Origin of the sequence: Streptomyces mobaraensis (genome assembly GCF_020099395.1) — a bacterium.
GTDB lineage: Bacteria > Actinomycetota > Actinomycetes > Streptomycetales > Streptomycetaceae > Streptomyces.
The window spans coordinates 2,365,352-2,378,841 of sequence record NZ_CP083590.1 but is presented as its reverse complement, the minus strand read 5'-3'; the positions used below and the strand labels follow the sequence as shown (position 1 = coordinate 2,378,841).

The window sequence follows — 13,490 nt, the reverse complement described above, 5'->3', positions numbered from 1 at the left end:
CGCGATCACACCCGCCGCCCGATGACCGACCGGTGTACCGCTCAGTACATTGACGAGAACCACCGTTAACCGCCTCCGCCGAAGGAGCACCGTCCATGTCTGGTACGAACGGTTCGACCGCCCCCACCTCAGTGATCGTCGCCGGGGCCCGGACGCCCATGGGCCGCCTCCTCGGCTCCCTGCGCTCCTTCTCCGCGGCCGAACTGGGCGGTTTCGCCATCAAGGCCGCGCTCGACCGGGCCGGCATCGGCGGTGACCAGGTGCAGTACGTGATCATGGGTCAGGTGCTGCAGGCCGGCGCCGGGCAGATCCCCGCCCGCCAGGCCGCCGTGCACGGCGGCATCCCCATGAACGTCCCGGCACTGACCGTCAACAAGGTGTGCCTGTCCGGCCTCGACGCCATCGCGCTGGCCGACCAGCTCATCCGCGCGGGCGAGTTCGAGATCGTGGTCGCGGGCGGCCAGGAGTCGATGACCAACGCCCCGCACCTGCTGCCCAAGTCGCGCGAGGGCTACAAGTACGGCGCGATCGAGATGCTCGACTCCATGGCGCACGACGGGCTCACCGACCCGTTCGAGGCCATCGCCATGGGCGAGTCGACCGAGAAGCACAACACCCGGCTGGGCATCGGCCGCGCCGCGCAGGACGAGATCGGCGCCCGCTCCCACCAGCGGGCCGCCGCCGCCCAGAAGAACGGCCTGTTCGACGCCGAGATCACCCCGGTCGCGGTGCCGCAGCGCAAGGGCGAGCCGGTGGTCTTCAGCAAGGACGAGGGCGTCCGCGGCGACACCACCGTCGAGGTGCTCGGCAAGCTCAAGCCCTCGTTCAGCAAGGACGGCACCATCACCGCCGGCACCTCCTCGCAGATCTCCGACGGCGCCGCGGCCGTGGTCGTGATGAGCAAGGCCAAGGCCGAGGAGCTGGGCCTGGAGTGGATCGCCGAGATCGGCGCCCACGGCAATGTGGCCGGTCCCGACAACTCGCTGCACTCGCAGCCGTCCAACGCGATCCTGCACGCCCTGTCCAAGGAGGGGCTGACGGTCGACGATCTGGACCTGATCGAGATCAATGAGGCTTTCGCGGCGGTTCTTGTGCAGTCAATCAAGGATCTGGGGGTATCGCCGGAAAAGGTGAACGTCAACGGCGGTGCCATCGCGCTGGGCCACCCCATCGGCATGTCCGGCGCCCGGACGGTCCTCCACCTCGCCCTGGAGCTGCGCCGGCGGGGCGGCGGGGTCGGCGCCGCGGCGCTGTGCGGCGGCGGCGGCCAGGGCGACGCCCTGATCATCCGCGTGCCGGGCAAGTGACGGCACCCGCATCCAGGACGAGTGACGGCCCGGCCCACCGGCGGACGGCGGAAGGAGCGGCGATGGCGGACGTGACCAGGCTGGTCGAGCAGGCCCGGGCCGGCGGTCCGCGCGCCGTCGCCCGGCTGATCTCGCTGGTGGAGGGGGCGTCCCCGCAGCTCCGCGAGGTGATGGCGGCGCTGGCGCCGCTCGCCGGCGGGGCCTACGTCGTCGGGCTCACCGGCTCGCCCGGGGTCGGCAAGTCCACCTCCACCTCGGCCCTGGTCTCCGCCTACCGGCGGCGGGGCAAGCGGGTGGGGGTGCTGGCCGTCGACCCGTCCTCGCCGTTCTCCGGGGGCGCCCTGCTGGGCGACCGGGTGCGGATGTCGGAGCACGCCTCCGACCCGGGGGTGTACATCAGGTCGATGGCCACCCGCGGGCACCTGGGCGGCCTCTCCTGGGCCGCGCCGCAGGCGATCCGCGTCCTGGACGCGGCCGGCTGCGACGTGGTGCTGGTGGAGACCGTGGGCGTGGGCCAGTCCGAGGTGGACATCGCCTCCGAGGCCGACACGACGGTGGTGCTGCTGGCCCCGGGCATGGGCGACGGGATCCAGGCGGCGAAGGCCGGGATCCTGGAGATCGGCGACGTCTACGTGGTCAACAAGGCGGACCGGGACGGCGCGGACGCGACGGCCCGGGAGCTCAACCACATGCTGGGGCTGGGCGAGGCCCGCAAGCCTGGCGACTGGCGGCCGCCGATCGTGAAGACCGTGGCGGCCCGCGGCGAGGGCACCGACGAGGTGGTCGAGGCGCTGGAGAAGCACCGGGCCTGGATGGAGGAGAACGGCGTCCTCGCGGAGCGCCGTGCGGCCCGGGTGGCGCACGAGATCGAGCGCATCGCGGTCACCGCGCTGCGCTCGCGCATCGGCGACCTGCGCGGCGGCCGGGACGTGGGCGTCCTGGCGGCGCGGGTGCTGGACGGGTCGCTGGACCCGTACACGGCGGCGGACGAGCTGGTGGCGGGGCTGACGGCGGGGGCGTGAGGCCCTGGCGTGCGCTGTGACGCGGGGGCGTGCGGTCCGGTCGTGCGCTCCGGCGCGGAGGCGTGGAGCCCGGCCGTGCGCTCCCCGGCTCGGGGAGCGCACGGCCGGACCACGGCGTCCCGAGGGTCAGCCTTTGCCCCGCGCGGCGCGCAGGTGCTCCGCCACCGGCGCCAGCGAGGAGCTCAGCGCCTTGAGCTCGTCCGGCGACAGCAGATCGATGAAGTGCTGCCGGACGGACGCCACATGGTGCGGGGCCACCTTCCGCATGGTTTCCCAGCCCTGGTCGGTGAGGACGGCGAACAGCCCCCGCCGGTCGGACTCGCAGTTCTCCCGGCGGACGAGACCCGCGTTCTCCATGCGCGTGATCTGGTGCGAGAGGCGGCTCTTCGACTGGAGGGTCGCGGCGGCGAGATCGCTCATCCGCATCCGGTGGTCCTTCGACTCGGAGAGGTTGACCAGGATCTCGTAGTCGTTGTTGGTCAGTCCGAACGGCTGGAGGTCCCGTTCGAGCTGATGCATCAGCAGTCGGCTGACGTCCAGGTGGGCACGCCAGGTGCGCTGTTCCTCATCGCTGAGCCAACGTGTGCCGTTCTCGGTGTCCATGGTGAGATTCTACCTAAGAAAGTTGAAAAGCGAACCAATTGGAATGTGGGGGCCGGAACGGGAGGTCAGGCGTTCGACGTCACACTCCGCAGGGTACCGCTCACAGCCCGAAGCGGCGCTGGAGGTCTCCCAACTGGCCGGGCAGCCGGGGAACGGATGGCTGATTCCCATGCGTCGAGGGCGTCCCGCCCGAGGGCACGCCCGCCTCGTCCGGCGGCGCCCCCGTGGGCTGTTCGGCCATCAACTGCTCGCTGGACTGGAGCAGTACGGTCCCGGCGCCGACGAACTCGAACTGGTGCTCCTCGCCGGACGTCCCGCCGAGCCCGGTGAACATCCGCACCCCGCCCAGCACTCCGCGCATGTACCCGTGGTCGTAGTGGTGGCACGGCGCGGGGCAGTCCGCCCAGCCGACCAGCGCCTGTGGATCCACCCGGATCGGCGGCTCCACGAAGACCACGGGCCCGTTGGACGCGGCCACGAACTTCCCCGTGCCGATGAGCGTCACGAACCCCGGGATGATCGACTGCTTGAGGGCCAGGGTCGGCTGGTAGGCGAGCAGATTCCCCGACCGCACGGTCAGGTTGCCCTCCTCCAGGTCGTACGAGTTGACGTCGAACGACCGGTCCGCGAGCAGCATCCTGCCCCGCCCCTCGGCCACCACCCAGTCCGCGGCGTGCAGCGGCGAGTGGAAACTGCTCCGGATCAGCCGGTCCAGCGGGCCGTGGCCGATGCCGTGGAAGCTGATCTGCCCGAAGTAGGCGATCATCTTCCCCTTCTGCAGGAACCACTGGCCGTCGAGATCCACGCTGAACGCGTAGGGGTTGACGTTGTCGTTGACCGGCAGCGAGTGCGCGTCATGGATGACCGGGCCGTTCACAGCTTCTCCTCCGACGCCTGCACGAACACCGTGCCGTTGCCCGACAGTTCGAGCTGGAACGCCTCGCCCGAGCCACGGCCGATCATCTCCCGCCAGCCGATCGCCGTCGACAGCTTGTTGCGCACGTCGCCGCGGTGCGCCACATACGCCTGGGGGTCGACGTGCACCGGCCGCTGCGGCTGGATCGGCAGCTCGATGAAGCCGCCGTGCGCCATCACCGCCACCGCGCCATGGCCCTTGAGGGTCGTGGTGAAGAGGCCCTGGCCCGTCACCTGGCCGCGCACCATGCCCATCACGCCGCCCTGCGACCCCATGAACATCGTGCCCTGCTGGAGCGAACCGTCGAACGCCAGCAGCCGGTCCGCCTCCACATAGAGGGTGTCACCGGTCAGTTCGATCACATGGACGTGGTGCCCGCCGTGCCCGAACATCACCGTGCCGCTGCCCTCCACCGTCATCAGCGGCGTGGCCTCGTTGGCGATCCGGCGGCCGATCATCCCCATGACGCCGCCCTGGCCGCCCGTGATGCTGGGGGTGAAGGAGACGTCCCCCTTGTACGCGAGCATCGCCCCGCGCTGGCTGAACAGCCGCTGCCCCGGGATCACCTGGGCCTCGACCATCCGCGAGTTCAGTGAACGGAACGGCATCAGACGTCACCCCCGAACGTGGTGCGCTCGCTCGGCTGCACGTACACCAGCCCGTCGCCCTCGAAACGGATCTGGAACGCCTCGCCGGATCCCTCGCCCAGGAACGTCCGGAAGTTGACGCCGGACTGGAAGTGCTGCCGCAGCCCGCCGGTGTGCGCGATGTACGCCCCCGGGTCGACCGACAGCGGCGTCTGCGGCGTCACCCGCAGCACGATCGCCGTGCCGTCCGAGAGGATCGCCGCCTGGCCGGTGCCCTCCACGGTCGTCGTGAACAGGCCGTTGCCCTGGGACGCCCCGCGCAGGCCGGTGAACGACGTGCCGGTGCGCAGCGCCGAGTCGGTGCAGAGGAGATTGCTCGCCTCCACGTACAGCGTCTCGCCCTGGAGGTTCACCAGGTTGATCTCGCTCGCGCGGTCGGCGAAGTAGCAGGTGCCGTGCCCCTTCACCTCCATGACCGTCATCTGTTCCCCCGTGAGCCGGCGGGTGACCATGCCGCGCAGGCCGTCACCGCCACCGGTCATCTTCTTGAATGTCATGTCGCCCTCGTACGCGACCATGGCCCCGTTCTTGGCCTTGACCGCGTCGCCCGCCATGTCGACGGCGAGGACTTTGCTCCCTTGGAGCCGAAACTGTGCCACGCCTCGACGCTAGCGGGCGGCGGCGCCGCTCCGACAGGCCCCCGGTCCCGGAGAGACCCCGGAATCGTCCCTGATAAGACCCCTGGTATGGGCTCGAACACCACCCGGAGCCTGGGGTGTCGGCGGTAACTGCAACAATGGTCAGAACTTGTGAACGCACTCACAAGATCGCTGCAGTGCGTGACCGTCCCGCCACTCCCGACGGAAAGGGTGCTCACCCGTGGACCTCAAGACCGCCTCCGCTCTGCGCCGGCTCCGGCTGATCTCCGCGCCCGAGGCCACGTCGTTCCTGCTGCTGATCACGTGCTCGATCCTCAAGCGGACCACCGACTTCAACGCCGTCCCGGCCATGGGCATGGTGCACGGCTTCCTCTTCATCACCTACGTGATCTTCTGGGTCGACGCCTGGAAACGGGCCAAGTGGGAGACGAAGACCGCCGTCCTCTACTTCGTCCTCTCCGTCCTCCCGCTCGGCGGCTTCTTCGCCGACCGCAAGCTCCGCCGCGAGGCCGAGGCGAGCGTCATGGCCGCCCGGGCCCGCAAGGAAGGCGTGGTCGGCGCGTGATCGTCGCGTTTTCCGTCACCCCCATCGGTGCCGGTGAGGACGTCGGCGCGTACGTCGCGGAAGCGGTGCGCGTCGTCCGCTCCTCCGGTCTGCCGAACCGTACCGACGCCATGTTCACCTCCCTGGAAGGCGAGTGGGACGAGGTCATGGACGTCGTCAAGCGCGCCGTCCAGGCCGTCGAGGCCCGCTGCGGCCGGGTCTCCCTCGTCCTGAAGGCGGACATCCGGCAGGGCGTCACCGACGGCCTCACCAGCAAGGTCGAGACGGTGGAGCGCCACCTGGCGTCCTGACGGCGGCGGCGCGGCGCGGCCTCGTTCCGTACAACCGGGGAGGCCGCCGCCCGCGTCCCACCCCTGAGGGGGCCGTCCGAAGTGCGGAACGCCGGCGCTCGCCATAAGGCCGGGCGATAGGCTCATGCCGTGTCCAAGCCGCTCAGCCTCCCCTTCGACCCCATCGCCCGCGCCGACGAACTGTGGGAGCGGCGCTGGGGTGCGGTGCCGTCCATGGCCGCGATCACGTCGATCATGCGGGCGCACCAGATCCTGCTCGGCCAGGTCGACGCCGTCGTCAAGCCGTACGGGCTGACGTTCGCGCGCTATGAGGCGCTGGTGCTGCTCACCTTCTCCAAGGCCGGAGAGCTCCCGATGTCCAAGATCGGGGAGCGGTTGATGGTGCACCCCACATCGGTGACCAACACGGTGGACCGCCTGGTCACGGCCGGTTTCGTGGACAAGCGTCCCAACCCGAGGGACGGGCGTGGCACGCTCGCGTCGATCACCGACAAGGGGCGCGAGGTCGTCGAGGCGGCGACGCGGGACCTGATGGCGATGGACTTCGGGCTGGGCGTGTACGGCGCGGAGGAGTGCGCGGAGATCTTCCGGATCCTGCGGCCGCTGCGGGTGGCGGCGTCGGACTTCACGGAGGACGAGTCGGCGGCCGGCTGATGCCGCGGCGGCGCTCTCCGCGGCGCCGCGCGACACGCCACCACCCGTCCCACCAGGCACCCTTCGCACACGCCAGGGGCGGCGAAGATCGCCCCGGAAGGTGCCGTTACGCTCTCCCCATGAAGCGCTCCGTCCTGACCCGCTACCGTGCCCTGGCCTACATCACCGGCGTGCTGCTGGTCCTGCTGACGATCGGCGTGATCGCCAAGTACGGACTGGACATGGACGGGGTGGCCGGCCCCCTCCGGGTCGTCGCCATCGCCCACGGCTGGCTCTACGTCGTCTACCTCGTCTTCGCCTTCGACATGGGCTCCAAGGCCAAGTGGCCCTTCGGCCGGCTGGCCTGGATCCTGCTGGCGGGCACCATCCCGACGGCCGCGTTCTTCGTCGAGCGCAAGGTCACCCGCGAGCTGGAGCCCCTCTTCGCCGAGGCCGCGCCCGCCGCGTCGCCCGTCGCCTGACCCCGCCGCCCGCCCCGCCCGGCGGGGTGGCGCCCCGAGGACGAACGGCCCCGGACGCCCCTTGTGTCCGGGGCCTTCTTGCGCGACGATTTACTAGGACGTCCTAGTAGTTTTCAGTGGCTTCTAGAAGTTCGGCGTCCCCGGACGGCCCGCGACGACGGGGGCCGCCCGGCGGTCGAGGCCCGCGCGGCACCGCGCGGGGGCGCGGAGAGGCGGACGGCACCACCATGGACGCAGCATCCATCGAAGCGGGACGCGGTCGCTGGCAGGCCCGTTACGACGCGGCGCGCAAGCGGGACGCCGACTTCACCACCCTGTCCGGCGACCCGGTGGAGCCGGTCTACGGCCCCCGCCCCGGCGACACCTACGAGGGCTTCGAGCGCATCGGCTGGCCCGGCGAGTACCCCTTCACCCGCGGCCTCCACCCGACCGGCTACCGGGGCCGCACCTGGACCATCCGGCAGTTCGCCGGCTTCGGCAACGCCGAGCAGACCAACGAGCGCTACAAGATGATCCTGGCCGCGGGCGGCGGTGGCCTCTCGGTCGCGTTCGACATGCCGACCCTGATGGGCCGCGACTCCGACGACCCCCGCTCGCTCGGCGAGGTCGGCCACTGCGGCGTCGCCATCGACTCGGCCGCCGACATGGAGGTCCTGTTCAAGGACATCCCGCTCGGCGACGTCACCACCTCCATGACGATCAGCGGCCCGGCCGTGCCGGTCTTCTGCATGTACCTCGTCGCCGCCGAACGCCAGGGCGTGGACCCGGCCGTCCTCAACGGCACGCTCCAGACCGACATCTTCAAGGAGTACATCGCCCAGAAGGAGTGGCTGTTCGGCCCCGAGCCGCACCTGCGCCTGATCGGCGACCTGATGGAGCACTGCACCCGCGCCATCCCCGCCTACAAGCCGCTCTCCGTCTCCGGCTACCACATCCGCGAGGCGGGGGCCACGGCCGCCCAGGAGCTCGCGTACACCCTCGCCGACGGCTTCGGCTACGTCGAACTGGGCCTTAGCCGCGGCCTGGACGTGGACACCTTCGCACCCGGCCTCTCCTTCTTCTTCGACGCGCACCTCGACTTCTTCGAGGAGATCGCCAAGTTCCGCGCGGCGCGCCGGATCTGGGCCCGCTGGATGAAGGAGGTCTACGGCGCGAAGACGGACAAGGCGCAGTGGCTGCGGTTCCACACCCAGACCGCCGGCGTCTCGCTCACCGCCCAGCAGCCGTACAACAACGTCGTCCGCACGGCGGTGGAGGCCCTGGCGGCGGTCCTCGGCGGCACCAACTCCCTGCACACCAACGCCCTCGACGAGACCCTGGCGCTCCCCAGCGAGCAGGCCGCCGAGATCGCCCTGCGCACGCAGCAGGTGCTGATGGAGGAGACGGGCGTCGCCAACGTCGCGGACCCGCTGGGCGGTTCGTGGTTCGTCGAGCAGCTCACCGACCGGATCGAGGCCGACGCCGAGAAGATCTTCGATCGGATCAAGGAGCGCGGCCTGCGCGCCCACCCCGACGGGAAGCACCCCATCGGCCCGATCACCTCCGGCATCCTGCGCGGCATCGAGGACGGCTGGTTCACCGGCGAGATCGCCGAGAGCGCCTTCCGCTACCAGCAGTCGCTGGAGAAGGGCGACAAGCGGGTCGTCGGCGTCAACTGCCACGAGGGCTCGGTCACCGGCGACCTGGAGATCCTGCGCGTCAGCCACGAGGTGGAGCGCGAGCAGGTCCGCGTCCTGGCCGGCCGCAAGGCGGCCCGCGACGACGCCGCCGTCACCGCCGCCCTGAACGCCATGCTGGCCGCGGCCCGCGACGGCTCCAACATGATCGAGCCCATGCTGGAGGCGGTCCGCGCGGAGGCCACGCTCGGCGAGATCTGCGACGCGCTGCGGGACGAGTGGGGGACGTACACGGAGCCGGCGGGCTTCTGACCCGCCTCTGACCTGCTCATACCCCCGATATTCGGTCGAGGCGCCCGGTCCCCTCCGGTTAGGGTGACCGGGCGCCGATCATGGCGCGGACGAGACGCGGGGGAACCGGAATGCGGTACGACGGACACGTGGACGAGGGCTTCGAGGCCGTCGCGGACGCCTTCGAGCGGAACTTCGCGGAGACCGCCGAACTCGGCGCGGCCGTCACCGTCTTCCACGGCGGCCGCAAGGTCGTGGACCTCTGGGGCGGCACCGCCGACGAGCGCACCGGCCGCCCCTGGGAAGCGGACACGGCCGTTCCGGTGATGTCCGCCGCCAAGGGCGTCCTCGTCCTCTGCGTCCACCTCCTCGTCCAGCAGGGCCTGCTGGACCTCGACGCCCCCGTCGCCGACCACTGGCCCGAGTTCGCCCGGAACGGCAAAGAGGGCGTCACCACCCGCATGATCCTCGCCCACCGGGCCGGCCTCCCCGTCCTCGACGCCAGCCCGTCCTTCGCCGAGATCACCGCCTGGACCCCGGTCGTCCGCGCCCTGGAGGAACAGCAGCCCCTCTGGGAGCCGGGCACCGCGCACGAGTACCACGGCCACACCATCGGCTGGCTGGCCGGCGAACTGATCCGGCGGATCACCGGCCTCACCCCCGGCGCGTACTTCCGCTCCGCCGTCGCCGACGACCTGGGCCTGCGCACCTGGATCGGCGTCCCCGAGGACGAGTACGAGGGCCTCGCCCGCCTCGCGTACGACGGCGAGCCGCCGGCCCTCCCGGACCCCGACCACCTCTTCACGCGCATCCTCACCATGAACGGCGCCTTCGTTTTCCCGGGCCTCGACCACCCGCGCGGCTGGAACGCCAAGGACTTCCTGACCGCCGAGATCCCCGCCACCGGAGCCGTCTCCACCGCCCGCGGCCTCGCCGCGATGTACGCGGCGGCCGTCACCGGCGTCGACGGCGGCCCCCGGCTGCTCACCGAGGACACGGTGACCGCCGCCGTACGCCCGCAGACCTCCGGCGCCTCCTGGTCCGGCTTCCCCGACCTCGGCGTCCGCTGGGGCGTCGGCTTCCACCTCGACTCACCCCCCGTCGTCCCCATGCTCGGCCCCCGCAGCTTCGGCCACGACGGCGCGGGCGGCCATCTGGGCTTCGGCGACGACGAGTTCGGGGTCGGCTTCGCGTATGTCGCCAACCGGATGATCGGCGAGGGGGACGAGCGGGCGGGGCGGTTGGTGGCGGCGGTGCGGGCGTGTTTGGAGGGGTGAGTTGCCCCGGCCCCGCCCCTTCGCCGCTCGTCCTCAATCGCCGGACGGGCTGTATCAGCCCGTCCGGCGATTGAGGACAGCGCCCGCAGGGCGCTTCGGGGGCGCGGGGGCTGGCCCCCGCCAGAAACGGTGAATGGGGGTGCCCCCTTTGGGGGAGGGACCGGGGCACCCCTACCGCGGCGAAGCCGCCCCGGCCCCCGCCAACCCCCCGATGAGCAACGCCGTGAACCCCCGCGCCCACTCCGCGTCCACCGGCTCCGCACTGACGAGCGTCCGATGGACGACCGCCCCCGCGATCACATCGAAGATGAGATCCGCGGTCCGGGCGGCGACGGCCGGCTCGTCCTCGCGGGGAAGTTCCCCGCGAGCCTGGGCGCGGGCACGGCCCAGCAGGACCAGGCCCTTCTGGCGTTCGACGATCGCGGAGCGGATGCGCTCACGCAGCACCTCGTCCCGGGTCGACTCCGCGACAACGGCCATCAGGGCCGTCTTCGTCTCCGGCCGATCGAGAAGCGCCGCGAACCGAAGCACGACCCCCTCGATATCGGCCTGCAAACTACCCCGGTCGGGCAGTTCGAGGTGCTCGTCGAAGAGGTCGGCCACGGCATCGACGACGAGCGCGTTCTTGCCGGCCCAGCGCCGGTACAAGGTCGTCTTGGCGACCCCCGCGCGGGCGGCGACGTCGCCCATCGTCAGCTTGCCCCACCCCAGTTCGACCAGCGCGGCGCGCGTCGCGTCGAGGATCGCGCGGTCGGCCTCGGCGCTGCGGGGGCGGCCCGTGCGGCCGCTCGCACGGTGTGCGGGGGGCTGCGGGGCGGACGTCATACGGCGACCTTACCGCCGGGTAGCCGCGCGGGTATGAGGCAGATCACGGAAGGCGCCCTGCCGTGCCGAGGGGGTTCCAGTTACGCTACGAGTCGTAGCGAAAGAGTGAGCGACAACCACGGACGCCAGGTGGGGACCCGGCGTCGAATTCGCTGTGTACCGCTGCGTACTTTTCCGATCGCCGTGCGGAGGGGGGAGGATAGGCCCATGCAGCCACGGAACATGTCCATGAGTGGAGTGGTCGACCTCGCCGCGGTGAAGGCGGCCGGGGAAGCCAAGCAGAAGGCGGAGCAGGCGCGGGCCGAGGCGGCGCGCCAGGGCGGTGCGCCCGCGGGCGCGGTGCGTCTGGTCCTCGACGTCGACGAGGCGTCGTTCGAGCACGAGGTGCTTCAGCGGTCGGCCGAGGTGCCGGTCGTCATCGATTTCTGGGCCGACTGGTGCGAGCCCTGCAAGCAGCTCGGCCCGGTCCTGGAGCGGCTGGCCGGGGAGTACGCGGGCCGGTTCGTGCTGGCCAAGGTCGATGTCGAGGCCAACCAGCGGCTGTTCCAGCAGTTCGGGGTCCAGTCCATCCCGGCGGTCTTCGCGGTGGTGGCCGGGCAGGCGCTGCCGCTGTTCCAGGGCGCGGCGCCCGAGGCGCAGATCCGCCAGGTGCTGGACCAGCTCGTCCAGGTCGCGGAGCAGCAGTTCGGGATCGTCGGCGTGCCCGCGGCGCCGGGTGCCGGTGAGGCGGAGGTGCCGGCGCGTCCGGCCGGGCCGCACGACGCGGCGCTGGGAGCGGCCCACGACGCCCTCGACAAGGGGGACCTGGGCGGTGCCGTCCAGGCGTACAAGAACGTGCTGTCCGACGACCCGCTCAACGTCGAGGCCAAGCTGGGCCTGGCCCAGGCGGAGCTGCTGCGGCGGGTCCAGGGCGCGGACCCCCAGCAGGTGCGCAAGGCCGCGGCCGACGCGCCGGGCGACGTCCACGCGCAGGCGGCGGCGGCCGACCTCGACCTGGTCGGCGGGCACGTCGAGGACGCGTTCGGGCGGCTGATCGACGTCATCCGGCGGACGGCCGGCGAGGACCGCGACGCGGCACGCGTCCGGCTGCTGGAGCTGTTCGAGGTCATCGGCCCGGACGACCCGCGGGTGACGGCGGCGCGGACGGCGCTGTCGCGGGCGCTGTTCTGACCGTCCCGTTCACACGCTCGTCACAGACGAAACACCGGTCGCGGTATATCAAATCTTTATAAAGGCGACCGTAGTTACTTGAGGTAAGGGAAACCCGGGCTTCCGCCCGGGTTTTTCCCGTTATGCCGCCACGTTTCCGGCATGCTGCCGCTCACGCCGCGTGCCCGCCCGTCGCGGCCCTGACTCCTCGGGGACGCCCGGGCGTTACTCGCAAGTAATGAACCTCTTGTGCCCCGCCCCGGAATCGACCACGATCGGCGCAACCCGGTCCAGCACCGCGGCACGGCATCCGGCCGGCGCCCGGGAGCTGGGTCCCCACCGGGGCGACCGGCGGCCTGCCCGCCGGCCGTGGGACAGGGGGGTCCCCGCCGCCAACGACGGGGCCTGTCCCGGAGGTTGCGCGCACGCGTGGCCACGTGGTTGTCGCTCGGGGGTGATCGCCGGTGTTTCGGTCGCGGCTTGGCGTTGGACGCCACCGCACGCGACGGCGCTCCGCTTCCCGAGGACGTAGCACGTCTCCCACCCCGGGCCAGAAGTCGTCGGCCCGCTCGGGGTGTACGTCCGAGAAGGAGGCAAGTCATGAAGTCCCAGGCACGCGGTGGGACCAGATGGAAGCGGTTCGCGGTCGTCATGGTCCCGAGTGTGGGCGCGGCGGCGGCGGTCACGATGGCCATCGCGCAGGGCGCGCTGGCGGCGTCGTTCCAGGTTTCCGGTCAGCAGTTCCAGATCACGGCCAAGCACATCCACGGCGAGGGCTTCGGCCAGTACGGCGCTATGGAGGACACGGACCCGAACGCCAAGGACCACAAGGCGGTCGCGGTCGTCGGCATGAACCGGGCCGACATCACCAACCTCTGCCAGGCGGTCAACGTTCCGACGCCGTTCGGAGCGGTGGGCCTCAAGCTGAAGGCGGGCGGCGGGGACACGAAGGTCGTGGCGAAGCAGCTCTACCTCGACGCCAATGAGATGAAGGTCGGGAACGCCCAGTTCAACAAGATCGACATCGGCGTCTCGTCGGACCACATGACCCAGGGACCGGGCAAGAACCCCGGCGACAAGACCAAGTCGGTGCCGGGCTCCTTCGCCCAGCAGGCCGAGTCGGTCGAGTTCGACGACGTGGAGCAGCAGGCGTGGGCCACGTCGGCCGGTTCGTTCACCCTGCCCGGCCTCCACATGAGCGTCGGCATGGGCGCACAGAAGTGCAAGGTCGGCGAGTAACACGCCGGTACGGCCGGGGACGGGAACCG

At 71.3% G+C, this 13,490-nt stretch carries 15 protein-coding genes; 10 read left to right on the top strand and 5 right to left on the bottom strand.

The features are described 5' to 3' along the window. The first annotated feature begins 131 nt into the window (after positions 1–131). Entirely contained in the window at positions 132–1,307 is a 1,176-nt protein-coding gene (locus tag K7I03_RS09980; protein WP_004950827.1) for an acetyl-CoA C-acetyltransferase, read from the top strand. Positions 1,308–1,369: 62 nt separating this feature from the next. After that, positions 1,370–2,329 carry a methylmalonyl Co-A mutase-associated GTPase MeaB gene (gene meaB / locus K7I03_RS09975; RefSeq protein ID WP_185941107.1) on the top strand — a complete coding sequence of 320 codons (960 nt, stop codon included), beginning with the start codon at positions 1,370–1,372 and terminating at the stop codon, positions 2,327–2,329. Between the two features lie 126 nt (positions 2,330–2,455). Here the strand turns inward: meaB and K7I03_RS09970 are convergent, their stop codons facing one another. The 4 genes from K7I03_RS09970 to K7I03_RS09955 form a co-directional block, all read right to left on the bottom strand. Then, positions 2,456–2,932: a MarR family winged helix-turn-helix transcriptional regulator gene (locus K7I03_RS09970; RefSeq protein ID WP_185941108.1), complete on the bottom strand. Its 477-nt coding sequence runs from the start codon at positions 2,930–2,932 to the stop codon at positions 2,456–2,458. A gap of 100 nt (positions 2,933–3,032) precedes the next feature. Continuing rightward, positions 3,033–3,809, bottom strand: a complete 777-nt coding sequence (locus K7I03_RS09965; protein WP_185941109.1) for an AIM24 family protein — start codon at positions 3,807–3,809, stop codon at positions 3,033–3,035. Next, entirely contained in the window at positions 3,806–4,456 is a 651-nt protein-coding gene (locus K7I03_RS09960) for an AIM24 family protein (RefSeq protein WP_185941110.1), read from the bottom strand. Before K7I03_RS09960 ends, K7I03_RS09965 begins: the two co-directional genes overlap by 4 nt. Beyond that, complete coding sequence (locus K7I03_RS09955) at positions 4,456–5,094, bottom strand: AIM24 family protein (RefSeq protein WP_185941111.1); 639 nt, start codon at positions 5,092–5,094, stop codon at positions 4,456–4,458. The genes K7I03_RS09960 and K7I03_RS09955 overlap by 1 nt, the downstream gene beginning before the upstream one ends. A gap of 220 nt (positions 5,095–5,314) precedes the next feature. Between K7I03_RS09955 and K7I03_RS09950 the strand changes: the two genes are divergently transcribed. The 6 genes from K7I03_RS09950 to K7I03_RS09925 all read left to right on the top strand — a co-directional run bounded on the left by K7I03_RS09950 (position 5,315) and on the right by K7I03_RS09925 (position 10,248). Further along, positions 5,315–5,659 carry a DUF3817 domain-containing protein gene (locus K7I03_RS09950; protein WP_185941112.1) on the top strand — a complete coding sequence of 115 codons (345 nt, stop codon included), beginning with the start codon at positions 5,315–5,317 and terminating at the stop codon, positions 5,657–5,659. Continuing rightward, on the top strand, positions 5,656–5,949 hold the full coding sequence (locus tag K7I03_RS09945) for an MTH1187 family thiamine-binding protein (protein ID WP_185941113.1): 294 nt from the start codon (positions 5,656–5,658) through the stop codon (positions 5,947–5,949). Before K7I03_RS09950 ends, K7I03_RS09945 begins: the two co-directional genes overlap by 4 nt. A 129-nt stretch (positions 5,950–6,078) precedes the next feature. Then, positions 6,079–6,603 carry a MarR family winged helix-turn-helix transcriptional regulator gene (locus tag K7I03_RS09940; RefSeq protein ID WP_185941114.1) on the top strand — a complete coding sequence of 175 codons (525 nt, stop codon included), beginning with the start codon at positions 6,079–6,081 and terminating at the stop codon, positions 6,601–6,603. A gap of 119 nt (positions 6,604–6,722) precedes the next feature. After that, on the top strand, positions 6,723–7,064 hold the full coding sequence (locus K7I03_RS09935) for a DUF3817 domain-containing protein (RefSeq protein ID WP_185941115.1): 342 nt from the start codon (positions 6,723–6,725) through the stop codon (positions 7,062–7,064). 227 nt (positions 7,065–7,291) lie between these two features. Then, the gene (locus K7I03_RS09930) at positions 7,292–8,992 is read left to right on the top strand and encodes an acyl-CoA mutase large subunit family protein (protein ID WP_185941116.1); all 1,701 of its coding nucleotides are present in this window, start codon (positions 7,292–7,294) and stop codon (positions 8,990–8,992) included. A gap of 110 nt (positions 8,993–9,102) precedes the next feature. After that, entirely contained in the window at positions 9,103–10,248 is a 1,146-nt protein-coding gene (locus K7I03_RS09925; RefSeq protein ID WP_185941117.1) for a serine hydrolase domain-containing protein, read from the top strand. Between the two features lie 171 nt (positions 10,249–10,419). Here K7I03_RS09925 and K7I03_RS09920 read toward each other — a convergent pair whose 3' ends face one another. Beyond that, positions 10,420–11,073, bottom strand: coding sequence for a TetR/AcrR family transcriptional regulator (locus tag K7I03_RS09920; RefSeq protein ID WP_185941118.1), 654 nt, complete (start codon positions 11,071–11,073; stop codon positions 10,420–10,422). A gap of 207 nt (positions 11,074–11,280) precedes the next feature. Between K7I03_RS09920 and K7I03_RS09915 the strand changes: the two genes are divergently transcribed. Together K7I03_RS09915 and K7I03_RS09910 are read left to right on the top strand one after the other, a co-directional pair. Beyond that, positions 11,281–12,243, top strand: coding sequence for a tetratricopeptide repeat protein (locus tag K7I03_RS09915; protein ID WP_185941119.1), 963 nt, complete (start codon positions 11,281–11,283; stop codon positions 12,241–12,243). 579 nt (positions 12,244–12,822) lie between these two features. Beyond that, a complete protein-coding gene (locus K7I03_RS09910; protein WP_185941120.1) occupies positions 12,823–13,461 on the top strand; it encodes a DUF6230 family protein in 639 nt (212 codons plus the stop codon). The last annotated feature ends 29 nt before the right edge of the window (positions 13,462–13,490 follow it).

Bases quoted from the DNA above. Each gene is read 5' to 3' on its own strand.
- meaB (WP_185941107.1), top strand. From the start codon at position 1,370: ATGGCGGACGTGACCAGGCTGGTCGAGCAGGCCCGGGCCGGCGGTCCG.
- K7I03_RS09970 (WP_185941108.1), bottom strand. From the start codon at position 2,932: ATGGACACCGAGAACGGCACACGTTGGCTCAGCGATGAGGAACAGCGC.
- K7I03_RS09960 (WP_185941110.1), bottom strand. From the start codon at position 4,456: ATGCCGTTCCGTTCACTGAACTCGCGGATGGTCGAGGCCCAGGTGATC.
- K7I03_RS09935 (WP_185941115.1), top strand. From the start codon at position 6,723: ATGAAGCGCTCCGTCCTGACCCGCTACCGTGCCCTGGCCTACATCACC.
- K7I03_RS09930 (WP_185941116.1), top strand. From the start codon at position 7,292: ATGGACGCAGCATCCATCGAAGCGGGACGCGGTCGCTGGCAGGCCCGT.
- K7I03_RS09925 (WP_185941117.1), top strand. From the start codon at position 9,103: ATGCGGTACGACGGACACGTGGACGAGGGCTTCGAGGCCGTCGCGGAC.
- K7I03_RS09920 (WP_185941118.1), bottom strand. From the start codon at position 11,073: ATGACGTCCGCCCCGCAGCCCCCCGCACACCGTGCGAGCGGCCGCACG.
- K7I03_RS09915 (WP_185941119.1), top strand. From the start codon at position 11,281: ATGCAGCCACGGAACATGTCCATGAGTGGAGTGGTCGACCTCGCCGCG.
- K7I03_RS09910 (WP_185941120.1), top strand. From the start codon at position 12,823: ATGAAGTCCCAGGCACGCGGTGGGACCAGATGGAAGCGGTTCGCGGTC.